Source organism: Bacillus sp. L_1B0_5 (assembly GCF_000836715.1).
Classification (GTDB): Bacteria; Bacillota; Bacilli; order Bacillales; family Bacillaceae_G; genus Bacillus_A; species Bacillus_A thuringiensis_S.
The window spans coordinates 85,815-109,463 of the sequence record NZ_JXIS01000039.1 but is presented as its reverse complement, the minus strand read 5'-3'; the positions used below and the strand labels follow the sequence as shown (position 1 = coordinate 109,463).

Sequence of the window (23,649 nt, the reverse complement as noted above, 5' to 3'; positions counted from 1 at the left end):
TTAACCACCTTCTTTTTTCTTTCTTTGTTTCGGCTGTCCTGTACTCGAGCGGGTGGTAATCATCGAAATAGGAAATCTTACAAAAGAATCTTTTAGCTCTTGGAGACGAAATGGTGCGATTGGCATGCCGTATGGTGAACCATAGGAAGTTAGTGAAACAAAATGAGCAAATAAGAGCATTAATCCACTAACAATACCGACAATCCCATAAAAGTAGGCCAATAACATCATTGGAAAACGGATAAGGCGAATAGAACTTGATAAATCATAATTAGAAACAATAAATGAAGCAATGGCTGTAATAGATACGATAATAACCATAACGTTACTAACAAGACCAGCTTGAACAGCCGCCTGTCCAATTACAATCCCTCCAACGATCCCAATAGTTTGTCCAATTGGTTGTGGTAAGCGAATACCAGCTTCACGTAGCATTTCTAGTGTAATTTCCATTATAAAAGCTTCCAATAAGGGGGAAAAAGGGACTTTGACTCTTGATGTTGCAATAGAAGTGTATAAGTCTATAGGAATAATTTCAAAGTGAAAAGAGACTATAGCAATATAAAATGCGGGTAAAAAAATAGCTATAATAAATCCTGCAAATCGTAATAAGCGAAAAAATGATGCGATGAGCCAATGAATATTATAGTCATCTGGGGTTTGAAAAAATCCAATCAAATTCATAGGAACAACCATTGCACCAGGGGATCTATCCATTAATACTGCTACTTTCCCATCAAGTATATGATTTGAAATGGCGTCTGGGCGCTCGCTTAAATAAGCCTGTGGAAAAGGAGTCCAATTTTGATCTTTTGTATAATTAGATAGCTCTCCAATACTTAATACCGCATCTGTTTTGATTTTACAGATTCTAGTTTCAATTTCTTGGACTACATCTGCGTTTGCTACATCACCTAAGTAAATTAAATAGACTAAAGAAGTGGCTCGTTCTCCAATCGTCAGCTTTTTGATTTTTAACTCTGTAGAAGGAATATATCGACGGATAAGACCTATATTTTTTGTGGCATTTTCAATAAATCCATCATGGGATCCTTTAATAGTAACTTCTGAAATTGGCTCTTGAATTGCTCTCTCTGCCCAGCCTTTTGTATTTATTAGAAGTGACCGCTTTTCTTTCTCCATAAACAGTACACATTGCCCCTCAAGTAATCCTTCTTTAATTTCATTCCATGTATATACTATTTTGGTATGAGTAGCAATAATATTAGAATTAAATATTTGACTGTCTTCATTTACTTCTTGTAATAATGGTGTAACAACATTGGTTTTTAATGCAACACCATCTGTAAGGCCTTCAAAATAATATAGTAAAATATTCGTGTTTGTTTTTAATTGCAAAGGATGTTCAATTAAATCTGCACTAATATCAAAGATATTATCTAGTGTATTTTTAAGTTGTTTTAAGTTACTTGTTTGGATCTTTTCAATGGTTTTATCTGTCTTAGTTTCTAAGGTCTCTTCATGTAAGGACAAAATTGACACCTCTTTAATATATAACGATTAGTTGTATTTATTATTTTTATATGATTGAATTTTATTCACTAATTTAAACTAATTGAAGATAAGAATTAATAAATTTGATGTGCTATATTATTAATTCAATAATTGAGAGCAAAAAGTAGATGTAATTTATGTGGAAATGTAAGTATTAAGATAGAATTGAAATTTGAATGATTATAATAAAAAGAACCCTCGATAGGTTCTTTTTATTTGGTAAATATGTTGTCAACAATAGATGGCGATAAAGGTAGTAATTTAGATGTCTTTATGTTAATCAGCTAAATTTTGTAGGAAGAATTCTTTTTTCATACCTTAATACTCAATGAAAAAGGATATTTCATTTATTTGGATGTTCTAGTGTATTTGAATTTTGCGCACCAACAAATTTTGTTTAGGGACAAAATGCGTTTTCTTAATTATCAGAAAAAACAGCGCAACAAAATTCCTATTCATTATTTTGGTAGGTATCAAATATTTCTTTGGCCTTATTTTCTTGATATTACCGTACGTTTATATGTTTCTAAGGGAAAGAAATACTTTCATTTTTATTACCATCTATTGTTTGATTAAGATGGTAACATGAAAGTGAAACGTTTACAACCAGAAAATAAAGAAAAAATATTAAAATGCGACTTTTTTCGACAATTATTCTATGTTTATATTTAATTTTATTATAGGAAAAGGCGGAGGGAAGCGGACCTTTTCCTATAAACTGTTTTGTTGGAATTAGAAATAACTAAAAAAGTAATAATAGCTTAAAAGGAAAATGAAATTCAATGATAAAGTTATTATTGAATTTGTAAACCTCAGGTATCTTGAAAGTATGGTCAAATTTTAATCCACTTTGCGTTTCTTCCTTTTGTAACTAGCTTAATATGGCCAAACAGTTGCAAGGAATTTAAAGCCTTACTGATTGTACTCTCTGCAATGTCTGGATAAGTGTTACGAATACTTTCCTTGGTAAAGGGTTGTTTTTGTTTAAGTATAAAATCCTGAATTCTCTCAACTTTAGTATGTTTACATATAGAATCTAGAACTGTGTTATGAAGATCTTTGTAAGCCTCTAATATAATTGTTAAAAACGTTTTTAACCAAAAGCTATTATTATGTTCCTCGCAGTACCAATTCACCGAAGATTTATAAATCGAATTGTAATAATCAGATTCATGTTTCTTAATATATTTATCCAAACATACATATTTTACAAATGTATGTCCACTCCTAATTAACAGCAATTGCATTAACATAAATGCCAACCTGTTATTACCTTGATTGAAAGGGACTATGCAATAAAAATTTAATATAAAACGAGCTATTAATAAAAGTGAATGAAGCCCCTTACTAGTATTTAATGAGTTGTATTGATCACATAATTGCTCCATAAACTGTGGAATAAGTTCATGCGGAAGAATGCGGTAACTATTCAAGTGCATTCCATGTTCTGGAATTCCTGGAATAATAAAAGGTTTTTCACGCCATTTGGCACTGTCAGAGGTAATGTAATGTATTAGTTGAAAATGTAATTCCTGTATAGTTGCTGGATTGATTAATAAAGTACAGGAGTTTTTATGTACAAAAGAAAGTGTTTGATAATAGCAAAAAATAGCATCTTCCGAAATATTTTGAGGTACGATATCATCTAAAATAAGTTCTTTTAATCTTTTATTAGGAACTTTTATATCCTCGTAAATAGTTGTGAAATTTTTTATGTAATGTAGTGGTATAGTTTTTTCTAAGCTATTAAATATGTCCGGGTTTTGTTCCTGATAAGCAGCTAATTTTCCTTTGAATTCGCTAATTTCACTTATTAAATTTATTAACCTCCTTTTCAATTCAATATTTTTATACTTATCATCAAAAAAGTCTCTCATTTTTGTTCCCCCTGTAACCCCTTAACGCGTTGTTGCATATATCTTTCCATTCTAAAGGTATTCCACGACATCATTGTAAAATAACGACATTTTCGTTCTGATTTTAAATATATATCAGAATCAATATTTTTATTTAACAATTAAAACATGGAAATTATAAAGAAGAATCGTTAGGATTCAATTTTAATAGGCATAATCCTAACATCAAATGTACAAATGTACAATAAAAAAATAAAAAATATAAAACTATTGACTCTTTTGAAAGATTATTTAAAAGAATTTTAAGAAATTGTAGGTATAGAGGTGCTTTAGTTTAGAGGTAAATATTGAAGTGGTAATAAAGTTTTCATAGCTAATCAAAAAGTAGATAAACTATTAATTTGTGACAATTATGTGTCTAATCTATTATATACTTTTATGAGAACTCTAAAATTAAATCCTAAAGAGCTAAATTTTCTATATTTATCATAAAGATTAGAAGAGGCGTGTTGATGAAATATATCATTTTATATAAAAATATGTAACGTTTAATACTCGTATTGTAAAATATTTTGACATACGTTAATTTAAATATTAGGTACAGGAACATTTAATAAAAACTCAGTACTAAAGTACCCTTTAAACGTTCCACCCTAAGAACGTTTCTCAAGCACACTGAAGTTCATCCTTTGTTTCTGTACCTTATTAGATAAAAATAACACAATAAATTATTAAAATATGATAATTAAAATTGGATTTTTAAATCATTTCTCTTTTCTTGGACATTAATAATCTCTTGATAATCTGTTTAAAGTAAGGAAATACAGGATAGAAAATGGCTATTAATAAAGAAAATATAGTTAAGCAGCTAGATACCTTAAGTTATTTTATGAGTAATTAAGCGTTAGTTTGAATTAGTAGGAGTATTATATGTGTTTGTTAAAAGGCTTGTTTTATTTGATTTGTTACTATTAATTTATGAATTTTAACATCTAGAAGCTAGTCAATATATAGATAATATTAGTTATGTGGGTTTTAACCTCAAGTGTATATGTTTAAGGTTAAAGGATTTGTGGTGGTATAAAAGAAGTGAAAGTCTGGAAGAAACGGATATAATCGGTTTCTTCCAGACTTTTTTTGCTTTTTTGTAATATAAAAAATTTATTTTTCCTACATGATTTAATTATCTGTTTTAATATTTGAATTTTTTGTGAAATTAAACGGAGTTTTTAGTCTTCTTTAAATACATAATGTTACAAAATAGCGTAATTGTATTTACTTTATTTTTATAGGAGATTAAAAATAATAATAAATGTACCAATTTATGAGAGATATTAATATATTAATTGGTGATTTGTTCGTTTATCCCTATATTGCTATTATATTAGCGAGAACAATATATTGGGGGGACAAGAATGAATTTGAAATTAACATCTAAATTGGAAAGATTAAGAAAAAGTAAAAAAGGAATTGGTGCTTGTGTTCTGGCTGCAGGGATGACGGCAATTACAATGATTCCTCAAAGTGCGTATGCACATGGGTTTGTTGAAAAACCGAGTAGTCGTGCTGCTTTATGTAGTCAGAATTATGGGGCATTAAATTTAAATTGTGGAAATGTAATGTATGAACCTCAAAGTCTAGAAGCACCTAAAGGGTTTCCAGATGGTGGACCGATTGATGGTAAAATTGCTTCGGCAGGAGGATTATTTGGAGGAACTCTTGACCAACAAACAACAAATCGTTGGTTCAAAAACACAATTAAGGGTGGAGCAAATACATTTACATGGAAATATACAGCTGCACATCTTACAAGTAAATGGCATTACTACATTACAAAAAAGGGATGGGATCCTAATAAACCATTAACGCGTGCTGAATTAGAACCAATTGGAACTGTGAAACATGACGGTTCGGCTGCATCAAATAATTTAACACATACAATTAATGTACCAACTGATCGTAATGGTTATCATGTTATTTTAGCTGTATGGGATGTAGCAGATACGTCAAATGCCTTTTATAATGTAATTGATGTAAATTTAGTAAATAATGAAACACCTGATACAGTAGCTCCAAGTCAACCAACTGAATTAAATGCCTCTAAAGTTTCTGCCAATAGTGTTGAAATAACATGGAAGGCTTCTACTGATAATATAGGTGTAAAAGAATATCAAGTGTTACGTAATGGAGAAGTAATTGATACGGTACCAGGTACAACTTTTATTGATAAAAAGTTAAAAGCAGATACGGAATATACCTATACAATAAAGGCATTAGACTCTGCTGGAAACATATCAAAAGAAAGTGAAAAACTAAAGGTTAAGACAACACATGCAATCCCAGATAAAGAGGCTCCGACTCAACCAAAAGGATTACATAGTATGGGTACAACAGCGACAACTGTTGATTTGATGTGGAGTCCGTCAGAAGATAATGTAGATGTTGACCATTATATTGTATATAGAGAAAGCGCTGGGGTTATGAATAAAATTGGGACATCAGCTAATACATCCTTTATAGATAAAGGTTTGAAGGCTAATACATCGTATAAATATGTAGTGACAGCGGTTGATTTAGCTGGAAATGAATCTAGTAGAAGTGATGTTTTGAATGTAACTACTAAGTTAGAGGATTCCACATATGAAAAATGGGATGCAAGAAAAGTATATACTAAAGGTGATAGGGTAGTACATGAGGGAAAAGTGTATGAAGCGGTTCAAGATCATCAAGGAAATGGCGACTCAAATTGGATTTTTGCCTTATCGCTTTGGAAGCCAGTTTTGAATAAATGATAAGCTGAAAAAGGTAGCTAACAATTTTGGATTTCTCTTTAAAAATTAAGGGCCGTTCCAAATATAATTATCTAATGGATTAAATGATATGTTAATAAAGTGAAAATTTAATCGCCATCCTAATATTTACGAAATGAAATCAAAAAAGAATCCCAATGGGATTCTTTTTTTCTAATTTGTAATAGCGTATATTTTCACTGTGAATTTGCTAGTGGCACCAATTGGACTTGCAATATAATATTTAGTATTTGTGTAAGCTTCAGTCCTAGATTCATGTGAAATATTTTTCCAACGAGTAGAATCTATTCCTAGAGAAACATCAATCATTACATTGAAAGAAATAGTATAAGGATAATCTTTTTCTGAAGGCTCAATAACCCATTTTAATTCTTTGGTACCTACAGGTAAACTATCAATTTTAAAGTTTTGGCTGGATCGATTTTGTTGCCCTGATAAAGGACTAGATTCAGATGATATTTGTGAAATTAATATTTCTTTTTCATTTGAATGTATACCATTTAATTTAATGATACTATCAATTAAACCTGGACCGGGAAAATCAGCCGCGATGATACCAGAATGTTTAATTGCGCCTTGTTGTAAGAGTTCGGTCCCAAGTGTATTCATCCCCCCATAGTATACTTGTCCGTTTCTATCGCGAGGGAAATCACTCCACGCATTAGTGGAATTCGTTTGAATCAATTTAGGACTACTGTCAGTATTTCTGCTTTCTTTTCCGCTTGCAACAAACCAAGGATATACATTATTTAAAAATGCGGCTGCGCCTCCCGTACCACTAAAATGGTTGAGATAAATTTTTCCATTATTAAAATTAATATTTGTATTATGTAGATGGTTTTTTATCGCAATCCATTTTGTATATATTTCGTCTGGTCCGCTTCCAATTTCAAATTTATCTTGTATATTCAAACCTTCGTAATCAATCCCGTACAATTGAGCGGATGTAAAGTTTTGTAAGATTACAATTTTTCCGCGGGTACCTCCTAAAGTAGGGTTATTTCTATCTGAAGTTGGTACGGAATTAGGATCCCAAAAATATGAAGCATTAACGTTTTTATATTTTAAAAATATCTCCTCAAATGATAGAGATCCACTTTCAGGAGTAGTTTCTTCTTTTAAGCGCATTAATATTGTTTCTGTTGGATGATCTTTTAAAAATTGAATGGTCTCTTTTAATACATCTTCAAACACAGCTTTTTGATTTACAACGCCATGATACATTGTAAAAGAATCTTTTACACGTTTAACACGCATATCTACATATCGAATTCCGGAATTTAATTGTTGGGATAAACTCATAGTTTGATTTCTTGTCAAATTTTCATCAAGAAAACTCGCTCCATGTAAAGCCATCGTACCGTGAGTCCCTGGAATAGATATTTCACTTATTTTTGTTGAATCTTCTATTTTCGACATCCACGATGGATTTTGATACCCTATATTGGATTCATAGGAGTAACCTGGATGACTATCAGCTAAAATAGTAGATGGTGTACTTAAACTTGCTAGTGTAATACAAGTAAGGATACTAATTTTAAAGAAATTTCTCATTTTTATTTTGTTCATTTTTTCTCTCCTGACCTTTAAACAATTGTTAGATGATTTTCTACTATATTTATTGTTTTTCATTCTTAAGATAATAAATTTTTGTATTTAAAAATAATTAACAATAGGGGGAGTAAGTTATTTGAGACTTTAATAATTTTTTATTATAAATTTTCCCTAATAGCCAAACGGATTCTTGAAAACTCGAAGTATAGCCTCCAAAAAACAACTGTTTATCGTATTAAATACAAACAAAACAGAAGTCCTAAAAAAGACTTCTATTTTGTGACATATAATGAATGATAAAGTGGTAAACAAATCAAGATAATGTGATTGAGTGGTAAAAATTTATTAATAGCTGTTTTAGAATCTCTTATAACAAGGCTGATTACAAAAAGCGGATCTCTATACTGCTAATAAAAATTGAAAAATTCTACTCATTAAAACTTAGACTAACTACAGTTGCAATTGATTGGGCTGCATGTTCCCAGCTTCCATCTATAACTTTACCAATCTGCTGACCAAGTGCATTTAAATCATTTGGATTAACTGGAATTCCATTATACGCAGCAAGAATTGATAAAAGTGGAGCAGCAAATGGTGTCCAACCACCTCTATCAATATTAAATACAGGTTTATCTAGTACCTTTCCATCTTGTACTGTAAACTCATAATAAAATTGATCATCTGGACGAAAACTTAAATGATGAGAGATTTGCCCCTTAACATATTTTTTTCCTGCACCTAGATTTACTACTTCTATTTCTTTTACATTAAATTCATGTTCAAATACTTTGATTTTTTTGACTTCTGGACCATTTAAGGCAGCTTGAACGGCTGTTTCCAAATTGTTTTGTGCAAAAGGTTGAATACTTAATTGTGCCTCTTTTGGTTGAATGGGAGCCTCCTTTTCTGTAGCAAACACTGAGGTAGTAGGTAGTGCACCTGTAGCTAACGTAGCTGCAAGTGCTGTTGTCATAATGATTTTTCGTTTCATCTTCATAGTTTTCCTTCCTCTCTTAAAGTTATGATATATAATTTTTTAAGATTGACACGGTACAATTTTTTCATAATGTACGCAAAAAACTAGTTTAAGAACTATGTGAAAAAACGTGTCAGAAAATTAAAATTAATTATATATGTATTTTAAATAATATCTATCTACACATGTTTTTTCAATTTTTAGACAAATTAAACAGTAATTACTGCATAAGAATCAATTTAGCACTTTATTTATCTATACATTTCCTATAAACACATTTAGTTCATAGTAAAAGTAATATATTTGATATTAAATGTCTTGCATAATGCGATAAAATTTCACAATTTTATCGCATTATATACAAAAAATGAAGAATTTAAATAAGTATGGTCCCAAAATTCGCAAGAAAAGAAAGAGAACTGCTATTAATACAGTAGAAGAATTTCAAGAAATTTTGAGCAGTGTTCACCAAATAGTTGATATAAGAGATGTATCGAGTTTTGCTGCAGGTCATATTGAGAAGTCAATAAACATACCTTATAAAAATTCTTTCACAACTTGATGTGGATGGTTATTAGATTATAAAACAGAAACTTTAATAATTTTAGATGAGGAAAAGGTTAAAGTGGAGGCAGTTATTAGAGAATTTGAATCTATTGGGTTAGATAATATTATTGCTTTTGCACCCTAAAAAGTAATACAGAAACTTAATAGATTTGAAAGTTACAAAGAAAAAACATCGATTGAATTATATCCGTATATAAAAAGTGGAAGTGTTAAGGTTATCGATGTGCGTAGTACAGCAGAGTGGGAGGAAGGAAACCTTCATGATGCAATATATCACTTTAGGCAATCTATTTGAACAATTAGATTATATACCGAAAAATTGTTCAATAGTTTTGCAATGTCGAACCGGATTGCGTTCCCTTATAGCAGCTAGTATTTTACAAAGAGCTAGTATAAAGGAAGTAGTGAATTTAAAGGGAGGATTTCTTGCATGGAAAGAAGAAGGGCTTCCTTATACAATATGCAATCTCAATGTGTAGGAAAATGATAGGTAAGAATAATTAAAAGAAGTTATAAATGAAGTGTTAGACAAGGAAATCATAATTATTGTAGCTTCAGGAAATACATTAGGATTATTAATTGATTATCCGGTTAGATATAAAAATGTAATATATGTTTCAGCATTAAAGAATTTTACAGTGGATCCATCTTTTACGGAATGGCAGTGTTAGAAGACTTAGGCATTATCAATAAGAACCCAATAAAAAAATTCTTGGATACAAGAGAATTTTTTATTGCGAATAGTGAGGGTGGGAGGCGGTACATTACATATGGGAAAAGGTAGAAGTAATAATGCTGGTAAAAAGAAACCGAAATTTGATGATTCATCTAATTTCGCTAAACAAAGCCAACCGACAGAAAAGAAGAAGAAATAAGCACAGGGGCTCTCTTGATTAAGGGAGCTCCTGTTAAAAGTATATTGACGTTCTACAACAACATATCGATGGATTAATCCAATAGTCATAAATACAAGGTTTAAATTCTTACGAATGGCACTTAATTTAATATTATTGTCCCACTTTTTTATACTTATTGAAACGTTAAATTCATTTGAAATGCTCTCTTAATGGACTTCAATTAAAATTTTTTAAACCTAATGGGACTTACCATTAAGAGAGCAAGGGTTAATGTAATCCATGTATTGCTATATGAAAACAATCCCATACCAGCCAATGATAATCCTGCAGCTGGAATAGGTAATCCCTTAAAATATCCAATAGTTGGTTTAATACTAAATTTAGCTAATCTTAAAGCACCCATTGTTGGGAAAAGGATAAATGCCAAAGAAGTTAAAATAGAAGGTGTTGCTATCGTATGAAATAAAAGCGCAGGAGCGACGCCGAAACTAACAATATCAGCTAAGGAATCCAATTCTACACCAAACTCACTATTCACTTTTAATTTTCTCGCAATTCTTCCATCAAGAAAATCTAAAACAGCTGAAAAGAAAATGAAAATAGAGGCTAATCCCAAATATTCACTCATATTTAAGGTGATTGAGAAAACACCACACAATAAATTTCCAATCGTAAATAAATTTGGTATAACTTTCACAATCTGATTAAACAAGTTTGTTCCTCCTAAATTAATTAAACTTCACATTTCTGTAGCGATTTCTATATATTCTTCCGTTATTCTTAAAAATATATGACTATTGTATTACTGTAAGCTAATTAAATTTCGATAAGAGAAAAATCGACTTCCTAAACGTTACGCTGATTTATAATAATGTTTAATCATTTTCGGTACGCGTTATTGAATATTAGCACCTGATAGTTGATATTTCGAGTAGTCAGGGATTTTCCGGTTCTGGTGCAAAAAATTCAAGGTAATTAAAAATAATCTCTAAAAAGGAGACATAATGATACTATTATTCTAAAAAGGTTCGTGGTTGGTATCGAATATAAAATGGGGTTTTTATACAAAAAGCACCCGAAAGGGTGCCTTTTGTATCTCTTAAAATGACTGAAGATGCGTATACTTGAGTTCATTAGGTAGTTAGAGACTATCTTTAACGAAAATGTTGAATAGTTCATCATCATTATATATATCAATTTAGTAATGATTAGGGGTTTAGAAAGTTCCATGGAAAGTACATATCAACCTCATTGGAAGATTGGAAATTTAATAACTGGTGATACATTTTACTTAACGCAACATTTTGGTACGCAAATGAAAAATTTTAAAGTCCACACAAATGGTACCCTAGAACGATTTCAAACAATAGAACTAGAATTAAAATAAAATTTTTGCAGGATCAATTAAATTCATTTCTTGTTATGCAAACACATTTTCAGCGGAACTAACTTCTTTACTATTTTGCGCAGGACAGACTTTATAAAAAATGGCTACGTTTCCTGATTTTGAAATAATCCTCTTAAATTGCAATTCTGCTTTTCTAAAAGCTTTACTGCATCAACAATAGAAGTAATTGCTAAAAAATTTTTTCAAATAAAATTTATAAAAACTTGATAGGCGATACCAAGTGTAAATACCGTAGCTACTATATGTGCAGTCCATTTAGGCATATTTAAATTTAATACGGTATTGTACAAGATCCCATATACGATACAAATGATTAATACAAATGCAATGAATTGAAGAACTAATAAAAATAGCGGTTGTTCCATTTATTCTCACTTCCTTTATTTAATATATTAATATAATTTATTTGGAAGTGAAAGTTTTATTTCTATGAATTTCCAAAAATGTGATATGAAAGGAATAGTAGTAATCACAAGAATTACTGCAAAACTATAATGTAACTAAAAGTATTATTACGAGATCAGTAAAGTAGTAAAGAAGGTCGCCATTCAAGGCGACCTTCTTTACTATGCGTTATACCCAAATAATTTTAAATCTTCTCCTGAATCTGAAATGATTTTCTCAAATCGTAATCCTACTTTTTCTAAAAGCTTTCCTGAGGCGATGTTATCTATAGAAGTAATTGCTACAATTCGTTTCATGCCGAGCTTTTGTACACCGTATTCGATTATCGCAGAAGCTGACTCGTAGCCATATCCTTTTGAACGGAATGTTTCCAAAAAGGCAAATCCGATATCAACGTCTTCTAATGAATCTCTTTTAATAAGGCCACACATACCAAGTGGAGTGAGATCTTCTTTGCGTTCTACTAAGTAAAGGCCAAATCCGAGTTTGTTATACATATCGATAGGACCGTTTACAATATAATTTTTTGCATCTTCTAAGTTTCTAACTCCTTTGTCACCGATAAACTGAATCCATGCAGGATCGTTTACTAAATCAAGAATAAAAGGAGCGTCTTTTATATCAAACCAACGAAGATTAAGACGTTCAGTTTTAAGAACTATCAATTATTACACCACCTTTAAAAAGTTATAACAATTAGTATGGATTGTGTAAAACAAAAGTGCAACATATTTTAATAGGGGTGTTTGTTCACATAAAGTTCGTTTGTTTTGTATAGAGAGATATTTTATAATTAGGATTGATTGTAAAGAGTGAGATGCTTATACAATGACTCCTAGGTGACTAGGAGTTTTTACTATATAACTATCATTATTACTAAATATGACACACTACACATTCTACTCAAGGAGGTACATAATGAAGAAATTATATAATGCATCGTTTACGTATTTGATTATCGGTTTATTATCAGGGATTTTCGCTAGGGAGTATGGTAAGTATAAAGGGATTTTAGGATCTACTTTGTTAAATCTTTTGCATACGCATACACTTGTACTTGGCTTTTTCTTCTTTTTAATTGCTTTAGGATTAGCAAAAGTATTCGCGTTTCATGAAGTGCAAGGGTTTAATAAGTGGTTTGTTTTACATAACATTGCATTAACATTAATGTTAGGTTCGCTAGCAGCGAGAGGGCTTCTTCAGTTAAATGGAGCTGACTTTAAAGGGTTAACTTATATTGTAGGCTTTTCTCATTCGTTGATGGCAGTTACTTTAATTTGGTTTATGTTGTTAATAAAGAAATCGTTTAAAATGTAGTGAAAAAGAACTTGTAGCGTGTGCTGCAGGTTCTTTTTTGTATGTTCAGATTTAATAATCTTATTTTTCTAATTATTCGGTATAAAGATGGTATACTTGTTTTAAAATTAAAAAGGAGAGTTGATTATGGAAATAACAATTGAACATGTAGTAAATGAATTAAAAGGCATACTTCCTGAAGATCGAGTAGTAATAAATATGACAGTACGAGAGTTACATAGTAAAGATGAATCTTACCATGTTAGTAGTTTACCTGATGTAGTTGTTTTTCCAAAAACAACCGAAGAAGTTAGCGCGATAATGAAAATAGCGAGTCAGCACGGAACAGCTGTCGTTCCATTTGGAGTAGGATCCAGTTTAGAGGGACATGTAATCCCTTACGAAAAAGGAATTACAATGGACTTTTCTCTTATGAACAAAATACTTGAAATAAGAGAAAGGGATTTTCTTGTGAGAGTACAGCCAGGGGTGACGCGCTCTCAGCTTAATAAAGAATTGAAAAAGTATGGATTATTTTTTAGTGTAGACCCAGGAGCTGATGCAACGTTAGGAGGAATGGCTGCTACAAATGCGAGCGGAACGACAGCGGTAAAGTATGGTGTAATGCGTGATCAAGTTCGAGATTTAGAAGTCGTTCTTGCTGATGGAGGAGTTATACATACCGGGAATTTAGCCGCGAAGTCATCATCAGGTTATCATTTAAATGGTATTTTCGTAGGATCAGAAGGAACACTTGGATGTTTCACGGAGTTAACTTTAAAAGTATACGGTATACCAGAACATGTTATGGCTGCGAGGGCATCGTTTCCAACTATAAATGATGCAGTAGAAGCTGTAATTAACATATTACAAGCAGGTATTCCAATCGCGAGAATTGAACTCGTTGATGAATTATCTATGAAACAAGTAAATCATTACAATGAAACAAGTTACAGAGAAGAACCGACACTGTTTTTAGAGTTTCACGGCAATGAAGCAGGGTTAAAGCAAGATATTGAATTTACGAAAGAAATCGTTCTTGATCATAAATGTATAGAAATTGCATTTGAGACGGAAACAGCAGCGAGAAATAAAATGTGGGATGCAAGACATAACTTAGCGTACTCTTACGTGCATAGTTATCCTGGTAAAAAGCTAATGAGTACAGACGTATGTGTGCCAATTTCGGAATTAGCTGGCGCAATTCAACATGCGAAAGAGGTATTAGATAAAGTAGGCCTTATTGGTGGTATTCTCGGTCATGTTGGGGATGGGAATTTCCATGTACTCTTAATGATTGACGCAAATGATAAAGAGGAAGTGAAGAAGGCAGACGAAATAAACGAAAGTATCGTTTTGTATGCTCTTAAACGAGGAGGAACGTGTACAGGAGAACATGGCGTTGGAATCGGAAAACGAAAGTATCAAGAAGAAGAACATGGGGCGGCATTATTTGTAATGGAGAAAATAAAGAAAGCTCTTGATCCGCAAAATATTTTGAATCCGAATAAGGTGTTTCAATTAAAAGATAGGGGCTGAGTGGATGAAAGTACTAGAAGCGATAAGTAATATAGCTGGAAAGTATTTTGCATTTTGGGTTATTTGTATGGCAGCTATTGCATATTTCACTCCCACGCCATTTCTCGGGTTAACTAGTTACATAACGATTTTACTTGGGATTGTAATGTTTGGGATGGGATTAACATTGAAGGCTGTTGATTTCAAAATCATCGCTACAAAACCATTGCCAGTTATTATCGGTGTATGTGCTCAGTTTATTATTATGCCACTTGTCGCATACGTACTAGCCTACGTTATGGACCTGCCAGCGGAATTAGCAGCTGGATTAGTGTTGCTCGGTTCAGTACCGGGTGGCACTGCATCAAATGTTATGGTTTATTTAGCAAAAGGGAACTTAGCGTTGTCTATTGCAATGACTTCATTATCAACGTTACTAGCACCAATTGCTACACCGCTCATTCTATTATTACTTGCAGGGCAATGGATGCCAGTAAATGCTATGTCCATGTTTCTTTCTATCGTACAAGTCATTATTGTGCCTATTATTTTAGGACTAGTAGTGAAAAAGTTTTTCCCTCATATCGTTAATAAAGGAATGACTGTTATTCCTTTATTATCCGTTGTAGCAATTATTATGATTGTTTCCGCAGTTGTTTCAGCAAATGTAAGTAGTATTACTTCTTCAGGACTTCTTATCTTTATTGCGGTGATGCTCCATAATGCTTTCGGTTTTTTGCTCGGATATATAACTGCGTTCGTACTTGGACTAGACGAAGGGACAAGAAGGGCTATTTCAATAGAAGTAGGAATGCAAAATTCTGGCTTAGGTGTTGCACTGGCGACAGCGCATTTTGGACCGGCTGCTGCACTCCCAAGTGTATTAGCGGCAGTATGGCATAACATTGCAGGGCCAATATTAGCAACCATCTGGTCAAAAAATGCAAAGAACACTTTCAGCGATGAAAATGTATCAATAAATATAGAAAAATAGGAATGATAAATAATGCAAAAACGTATTGTACATTTTGAAGGAATGGTTGTATTTTTAGCCACGATTTATATGTATTCAATATATGAGTTTAGTTGGATTATATTTTTTGTATTCCTTTTAGCGCCGGATCTATCAATGTTAGCATATGGGATTAATAATCACGTTGGTGCGAAAATATATAATGTATGTCACACATATATCATATCCATATTAATTGTTCTAATAGGTGTCTATTTTAAGATAGATACCGTTATAATGATTGGCTTAATATGGACAGCACACATTGGAATGGATCGAATGTTTGGATATGGATTGAAATATGAGACGGATTTTAAGGATACTCATATTCAGAGGGTATAAGAGATGATGTAATGTGGGCAAATAATAAATTGAGGAGTTGAATTTTAAACAATTGTTGAGAAATATATATAAATATGGATATAGATAATTGAATTGTGTTATTTTTAGAATAATCAAAGAGAAGGGGAGGGGTTTCAATGAATATACAAATCACAGGTAATAAATTAATTACCAAGATGCTGAATGATTGGTACCAAAACATCAGAGCCCAACGAGTAAGTGAAGCGAAAAAATTAAAGGAAGAGATTGATAAAAAGCTACATATTATCGAAGAAGATATAAATGTCTTATTTCACTATTATCTTTTAGATTTTCGATATAAAGTGCTAATGGATGGTATAGGTATTTCAAAAAATTCTTTTGATAAAGTAGATTCGTTACCTAAACCAAATGATGAATTTTTGGAATATTATTATTATTTATTTAAATCTATATATTCTACAATTCTCTCAAATTATAGTGAAGCGAGTAACTATTTTGATAAAGCGGAAGAATTACTAAAGCATATTCCAGATGAAGTTGAACAAGCAGAGTTGAACTACAGAGTTTCTACATTAAAATATCAAATGTATCAAGCGTATTCAGCTATTGAATATGCTTCGAAAGCAAGGGATATCTTTGCAAAACACGCAGGGCATGAAATGAATGTAGCGCTATGTGAAAATGTTTTGGGGTTATCTTTTTCAAAATTAAAACAGCATGAAAGAGCAGAGGAGTATATTGTTTCAGCATTAAATACTTTGCAAAAAAATGATGCTGAAACACTAGTTTTAAGAATAAGACATAATTTGGGATTATTGTATGCGAGTCAAAACCTTTCAGATTTAGCTATTAGGCACTTATCGGAAGTTTCTGAAAAAATGCCGAATCATTATAAAGCTATTTTTATAGAGGCAGGGGAATATTATAAAATAGGAAAAATAGAAAAGGCAAAAGAGTTAATTGAAATTGGATTGGAAGTTTGTGAAGAATTAAAAAATGATGAATATAGGTATCATTTTTTAATTCTAAAGGAATTTTGTCAATGTTTGAAAGCAGAAAGCGTAGAACAAATTATGCTTGAAAGTTTTTCTTACTTTGAAAAAGAAAATTTAATCGAATATATTTGTGAATATGCTGAAAAGCTGGCAATAGAGTTTCATAAAGAAGGCAATATAGAACAGGCTGAAAAGTATTTTTATAAGACTTATGAAATAAGAAGAAAAATATTTGATAAAGGAGCGTTGAAATAATGAGAAAAATTGGATTAACTATTATGGGATTAACAGTTGCTGGTGTTGTATCTTTGAGTATTGGGGGTATTTTAACTGAATCCAAACAAGCGGCACATGAAAATTTTTCGATGTTAAAACTTGATACAAAACAATACGCTGCTCATGGAGATACGCCTGCACCTGCAAAACCAGATTTTTTAGTAGTAGAACGTGTATAAATATAGAATGAAGTATTTTTGATTTGAAGTCGGCATTTTTAGTTGATTTTAAAAGTGGACATTAAATAAGTTAGCTTAAAAGGTGTTTTCAATATTGAAAACACCTTTTAAGTTTGTTGTTAACAGTTAATATAATTAGAAAGATTCTTTTAATTGCAATCAAGTGCCACAAAAAGTACGATAAGGGCGATTCGTCGGTGCAGGCGGAATGCAGTATTCTTCTTGATCTGTAGAATGCGCATAAGGGTTTGATAAAGCTTCAAGAAGTTGCTCCATTACGCTATAGTCGTCATTTGTAACAGCTGCTTCTAGTGCTTCTTCTACACGGTGGTTCCTCGGGATGATTGATGGGTTATTATTTTTCATCATCTCGTAGGCGTTTTCTTTTGATTGTTCTTGTCTTTCTAATCGAGATTGCCACAGTTTGTACCAATCTTTAAATTCAGGACTTTCAAATAGAGCTGTATTTTCGATAGCATCAAGAGTTAATGAACGGAATGTATTTGTATAATCCGCTTTATATTTCTCCATCATTTTTAAAAGTTGCTCAATAAGTGATTGATCTTGTTCTTCGTTGCTAAATAGTCCTAATTTCTTTTTCATTCCAAGGAACCAATTGTTTTCATACTGTACGCTAAATTTCGAAATTTCGTCTTGAGCGATTTTTAGTGCTTCTTCTTCATCTTCGTGCAGAATTGGTATTAAAGATTCTGCTAATCGGGCGAGGTCCCATGCGGCCATATATGGTTGATTTCCATATGCATAACGGCCTTGTGTGTCAATAGAGCTAAATACGGTTCCTTGGTCGTAATTGTCCATAAATGCACAAGGACCGTAATCAATTGTTTCGCCACTGATCGTTATATTGTCAGTGTTCATTACGCCGTGAATAAATCCAACAAGTTGCCATTTTGCGATAAGACTTGCTTGTTTTTTAATGACTTCTTGTAGTAATGCAGTATATCGGTTTTCATGGGATTCACTTTCTGGGTAATGTCTTTTTATCGTATAGTCAGCTAGCGATTTAAGGTCCTCTATTGAACCACGAGCTGCAGCATATTGAAATGTACCGACCCGTATATGACTACTAGCTACTCTAGTTAAAATTGCTCCAGGTAACTTTGTTTCACGATATGTAGGTTCACCAGTTGTGACAACAGCCAAACTACGAGTAGTCGGAATATCAAGTGCATACATTGCCTCACTAATAATATATTCACGTAGCATCGGACCGAGTGCAGCACGGCCATCTCCTCGGCGTGAATAGGGAGTAGGGCCAGAACCTTTCAGTTGAATATCGAAACGCTCACCTGAAGGAGTAATTTGTTCGCCAATTAAAAGAGCACGACCGTCGCCTAACATATTAAAATGTCCGAATTGATGACCAGCATATGCTTGAGCTAATGGATGAGCTCCTTCTGGGAGTCCATTACCAGCGAAAATGGCAATTTCAGCTTCCTTTTTCAGTTCTTCAGGGGTCAAGCCAAGAGATATCGCTAATGAATGGTTTAGTTTAACTAACTCAGGTGAACTTACGGGAGTAGGGGGGATTTCTGTATAAAATGATTGTGGTAAAGTCATATAACTATTATCTAAATTCCAACCTGTTTCATTATTTTTAGTCATTGTATCTCCTCCTTTTTGTATTTTAAATTATGTATTTGCACGTATGTATTCTTTGTAAAGTTAACTAAAAGTATAATACAATATTTCCCCTTGCAATCTATTGTAAGGACTTCATTGTACTATGTCTATTTAACAGCAAATTTAAAACCTCCATTTTTAAAAATGGAGGTTTTATTATTATTTTATTTTTACAATTATTTTCCCTTTTGCTCTTCCAGACTCTGAATATTCCATTGCTTTTTGCGCATCTTCAAAAGGAAAAACTCGATCGATTACAGGTTTGATTTGTCCAGCTTCAATATAGTTTGCAATAGTACGTAATTGATCCCCGCTTGGCTTCATAAATAAAAATGAATATTGAGCATTATGCTTTTTTTCAAGTGCAGTAAGTTTTTTGCTGGCTAATGAAAATAAGAGAGTTTTAAAGAATCCTGAACCAAATTCTTTACCGAAGCGAGCATTCGGCATGCCTGAAACGGAAACAATGTTTCCTCCGCTTTTTATAATATTGAATGATTTTTCAAGTGTTACACCTCCGATTGTATCAAATACCGCATCATAATTTTTTAGTATATCTTCAAATTTCTCTGTTTTGTAATTAATAATTTCATCTGCGCCAAGAGACGTTACTAAATTCGCACCAGCTTCACTAGCAGTCGTTGTAACAATGGCACCCATTATTTTTGCTAACTGAATAGCGAAAGTACCAACACCACCGGATCCAGCGTGAATTAAAATCTTTTGTCCTTTTTGTAATTGCATGATGTCATGTAATGCTTGATATGATGTTAAGCCAACGAGTGGAATCGAAGCAGCTTCCTCAAAATTTAAATTTTTCGGTTTTAAAGCTATATCATCTTCATGAATGGCTATATACTCCGCGAAAGTACCAATCTTATTTTTTCTTGGGCGTGCATATATTTCATCACCGACTTTAAAGTTAGTCACTTTTGCCCCAACCTTTACGATGACACCGGAAAAGTCATTACCAAGGATTAGGGGCATCTCATATTTAAGCAACATCTTCACTTTTCCATCGCGTATTTTAAAATCAATTGGATTAATACTAGCTGCATGAATTTCTGCGAGCACTTCATACTCATTAATTTCAGGAGTAGGTACCTCTGCCATACGCATTGGGACTTTTCCGTACTTATCAATTATCATTGCTTTCATTTCTTATACCTCCAAGTTTTAATAAAAGTTTTGCAATAGCTTCTCAATATCTAATACAAGATTTTTTAATAAACCTAATTTTGTGCGTATATCAATATAATAAAAATTCTTTGTACCTTCTTTTCTCATTAAAATAATGCCAGCTTCTCGTAAAATCTTAAGGTGATGTGATACTGCTGGACGGGAAAGGTGTGTTTGCTTCGTGATTTCTCCTACACGTAAGCCTGTTTGACATTCCGTTTCCATTAGTACTAATAAAATAGCTTGACGCGTTTCATCACCAATTGCCAATAATACTTTTTGAGAATCAATAAAATTTTTTTTTATAATATTTAATTGTTCTTGTTTATTCATTTCAATCACTTTGCCTCCAGGTAATTAGTCGAAAGGTTTAAGATGATGAACCATTATTTCGATACGGTAATGCTACATGATTGTTGTATGAGGTGCAATATTGAGAAAGAAAATCGAGACGAATGAATTTTTTATTGTTGAAAATTATAGGGAGATAGAAAAGGCATTGGAAGGATTACATAACACAATAGATGAAGTTTTAAAAACAAAAAATGATGTAACAATAAAATAAGCGGTTGTAACCTTGTATAATCCATAAGGTTACGACCGCTTATAATGTTTGTATTATTTTTGATTTTTACGATAGAACATGGTTCAACGTAAAGTACGTTCATTTGTTTTACACTTTCATACAGCCACAATTCAGGTGGATTATAGATGTATGAAAAGGTAAAAGGAATTTTGGGGCGTAATCTATCTATATGATAATTCAAAATGAAATATAAGTCTATATTTTAATGTTTTTTTTGATTATATTTATGTCACTGAGCTCAGAACAATGATGTGGAGGGTAAATATATGAAATCGAATTATGTACCAGTTTTAATTGTTGGAGGGGGATTATCTGGGTTAGCGTCTGCGTTATTTCTTGCAAAACATAACATTGAGTACTTATTTATTGAAAGGCATCCGTCTACTGCCATTCATCCGAAAGCAGGCGGTCTTACTTTACGTACAATGGAGTTATTTCGAGAATTAGGCTTGGAAAAAAGAATTACATTGGCAGGTAAAGCATTAGAGAACTGCCGAGGAAGAATAGCAGTTCATACAATAGCTGAGGCGAATAAAGAAGAATTGGAACAAATGAGAGCGACGCAATACGGAAACGATGAAGAGTTACTTCAAAAAATAGAAAAGATTAGTCCATCAAAACAAACTGCTTGTTATCAAATTATTTTAGAAGAGATGATGTTACAAGAAGCGAAAACATTAGGCGGGCAACTATCTTTTTATCATGAATTAGTTTCATTTGAACAAAATGAAAACGGGGTAAAAGCAACGATTCGAAATCGTGAAACAGAAAAAGAAAGTGTCATACATTGTGACTATGTAATTGCAGCAGATGGAGCGAAAAGTAAAATACGTGAGCAGTTAGGGATTAAAACTGAGGGGCGTGGGACCATTGGTGGCTATTATATGAATATTTATTTTGAAGCAGATTTAAGTGAGTTTATACAAGGAGACGCATTCGGTTTTTCTATGGTACTTCATCCAGAGGTTCTTGGTGCACTGATCCCAGTAGATAACGTAAAAAAATGGATTTACCATGTAGCCTACGATCCATTAAAAGGAGAGGGACCAGAGGATTTCACTATAGAACGTTGTAAACAAATTATTGAAATAGCAATTGGAAGTACAAATGTTGAGTCAGAAATATTAAGTGTTTTACCGTGGGAAGCGGCCGAAAGTACAGCAATGAAATTTCAAGGAAATCGAGTCTTTCTAGTTGGAGATTCAGCACATATTATGCCGCCAACAGGCGGATTTGGTTCAAATACAGGAATACAAGATGCGCATAACTTAGCTTGGAAATTAGCGGCTGTTATAAAAGGGAAGGCAAAACCAAAATTGTTAGAAACATATCATGAAGAGAGACACTCTGTTGCAAAATTAACGACAGCTTATGCAAGTAGTTTACTGTTTCGTGCTGCGAATAGAGAGGAAGGCAGTTTGAATAATATGGATGGTTTAGCTGTTACAGTTGGATATCAGTATTGTTCAGAGGCGATTATAGATGATTCAGTCACTCCGCATAGAATGGATAGTGTAGAGTTGAACGGCAGATCTGGAACGCGAGCGCCACATGTATGGGGAACGTATGCAGGGAAGAAAGTTTCTATATTAGACTTATTCGGTAACAGTTTTGTATTACTTACAGGAGTAGAAAATAGTTCTTGGGCTGAAGCAGCACATACTGTTTCAGCTAAATTAGGAATAAATATAAAAGGGTATCGTGTTGGCTTAAGTGGAGACTTTATTGTTCAAGAAGATATTTTTAGCAAATTATATGGTATAGAGAATGGAGGTGCTGTATTAATTAGACCAGATGGCTTTATCGGATGGCGTTCGGCAAAAGAGGTATCAAATCTAGATACAGTGCTTAACGAAGTAATGAATCATTTATTGTGTAACTTTTAATTAACTAGGAAGAATTGTCTTATATAAGGCAATTCTTCTATTCCCTTTCAACTTACAAAATAAAAATATTGTAAGTTGAAAAAGGATATGTTAATCTTATAACCTAATTGAAATAGTATTTTTTTGCACTCAACTTACAAATAATAAAAAATGTAAGTTGTTATTTAAATAATATTATTATGTAAATAAAATGGACGGTGAGAAAAATGACAGATAAGGCGTTAACGAAAAATGTTGTTTTAGATGCAGCGGAAAAAGAGTTAATGAAATATGGATGGAGTAGGACGACACTTGTTAGTATTGCGAAGTCACTTGATGTTAGTCATGCGGCTTTATATTCTTACTTTCGGAGTAAGGCCACGCTACGCGATGCCATTTTAGAAAGGTGGCTGCTTAAGTACTCGGATCAGCTTGAGCAAATTGCGGGAAAAGATGGAGATACAGAAATCATATTACAAGAGTGGTTCGTTTGTTTATTTCAGCTTAAAAAGAAAGAGTTACTTGAAAACGAAGAGTTATTTACATTGAATAGTTCGTTAGTGCAGCAAAAGAATAAGGTGATTCAAAAGCATGAAGAAAGATTAGTTGGGCAACTGGAGAAAGTGATAAATCGCGGGATAGAACGCAATGAGATTAAAAAACAGGATAGTTTATTTTTAGCACATACGTTATTTGGGTTACTTGCATCGTTTTATCACCCTGCTTTTTCTGAGAGATGGAAAGAAGAGAGGATCAACGAAGAGTTTCAAAAGTCATGGGAAATTGTTGCCTGTGGCATTTTTCAAAAGTAAAGGGTTACGTATCAT

General features: G+C 32.5%; 21 protein-coding genes and 1 pseudogene. 12 read left to right on the top strand and 10 right to left on the bottom strand.

The features are described from left to right. Together RT27_RS12620 and RT27_RS12615 are read right to left on the bottom strand one after the other, a co-directional pair. Positions 1 to 1,494 carry a spore germination protein gene (locus RT27_RS12620; RefSeq protein WP_029442944.1) on the bottom strand — a complete coding sequence of 498 codons (1,494 nt, stop codon included), beginning with the start codon at positions 1,492 to 1,494 and terminating at the stop codon, positions 1 to 3. A gap of 854 nt (positions 1,495 to 2,348) precedes the next feature. Then, complete coding sequence (locus tag RT27_RS12615) at positions 2,349 to 3,392, bottom strand: Fic family protein (protein WP_016080748.1); 1,044 nt, start codon at positions 3,390 to 3,392, stop codon at positions 2,349 to 2,351. Positions 3,393 to 4,786: 1,394 nt separating this feature from the next. Between RT27_RS12615 and RT27_RS12610 the strand changes: the two genes are divergently transcribed. Beyond that, positions 4,787 to 6,163: a lytic polysaccharide monooxygenase gene (locus tag RT27_RS12610; RefSeq protein WP_029442943.1), complete on the top strand. Its 1,377-nt coding sequence runs from the start codon at positions 4,787 to 4,789 to the stop codon at positions 6,161 to 6,163. Positions 6,164 to 6,334: 171 nt separating this feature from the next. On the opposite strand, the gene RT27_RS12605 is transcribed toward RT27_RS12610, so the two are convergent. Beyond that, positions 6,335 to 7,750: a phosphatidylinositol-specific phospholipase C gene (locus RT27_RS12605; protein WP_029442942.1), complete on the bottom strand. Its 1,416-nt coding sequence runs from the start codon at positions 7,748 to 7,750 to the stop codon at positions 6,335 to 6,337. A gap of 412 nt (positions 7,751 to 8,162) precedes the next feature. After that, on the bottom strand, positions 8,163 to 8,732 hold the full coding sequence (locus RT27_RS12600; RefSeq protein ID WP_029442941.1) for a hypothetical protein: 570 nt from the start codon (positions 8,730 to 8,732) through the stop codon (positions 8,163 to 8,165). A 346-nt stretch (positions 8,733 to 9,078) separates the two neighbouring features. Between RT27_RS12600 and RT27_RS12595 the strand changes: the two are divergent. Continuing rightward, positions 9,079 to 9,757, top strand: a pseudogene (locus RT27_RS12595) (rhodanese-like domain-containing protein); the annotation flags it as partial. Positions 9,758 to 10,355: 598 nt separating this feature from the next. Here the strand turns inward: RT27_RS12595 and pssA are convergent. After that, positions 10,356 to 10,847, bottom strand: a complete 492-nt coding sequence (pssA, locus tag RT27_RS12590) for a CDP-diacylglycerol--serine O-phosphatidyltransferase (protein ID WP_016080752.1) — start codon at positions 10,845 to 10,847, stop codon at positions 10,356 to 10,358. Positions 10,848 to 11,339: 492 nt separating this feature from the next. Between pssA and RT27_RS36215 the strand changes: the two genes are divergently transcribed. Beyond that, positions 11,340 to 11,522: a hypothetical protein gene (locus RT27_RS36215; RefSeq protein WP_029442939.1), complete on the top strand. Its 183-nt coding sequence runs from the start codon at positions 11,340 to 11,342 to the stop codon at positions 11,520 to 11,522. A gap of 203 nt (positions 11,523 to 11,725) precedes the next feature. Here RT27_RS36215 and RT27_RS12580 read toward each other — a convergent pair whose 3' ends face one another. Continuing rightward, positions 11,726 to 11,908 (bottom strand): hypothetical protein, encoded by a 183-nt coding sequence (locus RT27_RS12580; protein WP_029442938.1) that lies wholly within the window; start codon positions 11,906 to 11,908, stop codon positions 11,726 to 11,728. A gap of 201 nt (positions 11,909 to 12,109) precedes the next feature. Further along, positions 12,110 to 12,613, bottom strand: coding sequence for a GNAT family N-acetyltransferase (locus RT27_RS12575; RefSeq protein WP_029442937.1), 504 nt, complete (start codon positions 12,611 to 12,613; stop codon positions 12,110 to 12,112). Between the two features lie 253 nt (positions 12,614 to 12,866). On the opposite strand from RT27_RS12575, the gene RT27_RS12570 reads away from it, so the two are divergent. The 6 genes from RT27_RS12570 to RT27_RS12545 all read left to right on the top strand — a co-directional run bounded on the left by RT27_RS12570 (position 12,867) and on the right by RT27_RS12545 (position 17,548). Beyond that, positions 12,867 to 13,265: a DUF2871 family protein gene (locus RT27_RS12570; RefSeq protein WP_000737896.1), complete on the top strand. Its 399-nt coding sequence runs from the start codon at positions 12,867 to 12,869 to the stop codon at positions 13,263 to 13,265. Between the two features lie 126 nt (positions 13,266 to 13,391). Then, positions 13,392 to 14,783: an FAD-linked oxidase C-terminal domain-containing protein gene (locus RT27_RS12565; RefSeq protein WP_043936344.1), complete on the top strand. Its 1,392-nt coding sequence runs from the start codon at positions 13,392 to 13,394 to the stop codon at positions 14,781 to 14,783. A gap of 4 nt (positions 14,784 to 14,787) precedes the next feature. Further along, a complete protein-coding gene (locus RT27_RS12560; protein ID WP_043936343.1) occupies positions 14,788 to 15,756 on the top strand; it encodes a bile acid:sodium symporter family protein in 969 nt (322 codons plus the stop codon). A 12-nt stretch (positions 15,757 to 15,768) separates the two neighbouring features. Next, on the top strand, positions 15,769 to 16,116 hold the full coding sequence (locus tag RT27_RS12555; RefSeq protein WP_043936342.1) for a DUF4260 domain-containing protein: 348 nt from the start codon (positions 15,769 to 15,771) through the stop codon (positions 16,114 to 16,116). A 137-nt stretch (positions 16,117 to 16,253) separates the two neighbouring features. After that, a complete protein-coding gene (locus tag RT27_RS12550; protein WP_043936341.1) occupies positions 16,254 to 17,348 on the top strand; it encodes a histidine kinase in 1,095 nt (364 codons plus the stop codon). After that, on the top strand, positions 17,348 to 17,548 hold the full coding sequence (locus tag RT27_RS12545; protein ID WP_043936340.1) for a hypothetical protein: 201 nt from the start codon (positions 17,348 to 17,350) through the stop codon (positions 17,546 to 17,548). Before RT27_RS12550 ends, RT27_RS12545 begins: the two co-directional genes overlap by 1 nt. Before the next feature lie 159 nt (positions 17,549 to 17,707). Here RT27_RS12545 and RT27_RS12540 read toward each other — a convergent pair whose 3' ends face one another. The 3 genes from RT27_RS12540 to RT27_RS12530 all read right to left on the bottom strand — a co-directional run bounded on the left by RT27_RS12540 (position 17,708) and on the right by RT27_RS12530 (position 20,713). Next, positions 17,708 to 19,174 carry a protein adenylyltransferase SelO gene (locus RT27_RS12540; protein ID WP_043936339.1) on the bottom strand — a complete coding sequence of 489 codons (1,467 nt, stop codon included), beginning with the start codon at positions 19,172 to 19,174 and terminating at the stop codon, positions 17,708 to 17,710. 177 nt (positions 19,175 to 19,351) lie between these two features. After that, positions 19,352 to 20,350, bottom strand: coding sequence for an NADP-dependent oxidoreductase (locus RT27_RS12535; protein WP_043936338.1), 999 nt, complete (start codon positions 20,348 to 20,350; stop codon positions 19,352 to 19,354). A gap of 18 nt (positions 20,351 to 20,368) precedes the next feature. Beyond that, positions 20,369 to 20,713, bottom strand: a complete 345-nt coding sequence (locus RT27_RS12530) for a metalloregulator ArsR/SmtB family transcription factor (protein ID WP_017763468.1) — start codon at positions 20,711 to 20,713, stop codon at positions 20,369 to 20,371. A 91-nt stretch (positions 20,714 to 20,804) separates the two neighbouring features. On the opposite strand from RT27_RS12530, the gene RT27_RS36110 reads away from it, so the two are divergent. The 3 genes from RT27_RS36110 (at position 20,805) to RT27_RS12515 (ending at position 23,634) form a co-directional block, all read left to right on the top strand. Then, positions 20,805 to 20,936 carry a hypothetical protein gene (locus RT27_RS36110; RefSeq protein ID WP_029442929.1) on the top strand — a complete coding sequence of 44 codons (132 nt, stop codon included), beginning with the start codon at positions 20,805 to 20,807 and terminating at the stop codon, positions 20,934 to 20,936. Between the two features lie 287 nt (positions 20,937 to 21,223). Then, the gene (locus tag RT27_RS12520) at positions 21,224 to 22,843 is read left to right on the top strand and encodes an FAD-dependent monooxygenase (RefSeq protein WP_029442928.1); all 1,620 of its coding nucleotides are present in this window, start codon (positions 21,224 to 21,226) and stop codon (positions 22,841 to 22,843) included. A 206-nt stretch (positions 22,844 to 23,049) separates the two neighbouring features. Continuing rightward, positions 23,050 to 23,634 carry a TetR/AcrR family transcriptional regulator gene (locus RT27_RS12515; protein WP_029442927.1) on the top strand — a complete coding sequence of 195 codons (585 nt, stop codon included), beginning with the start codon at positions 23,050 to 23,052 and terminating at the stop codon, positions 23,632 to 23,634. The last annotated feature ends 15 nt before the right edge of the window (positions 23,635 to 23,649 follow it).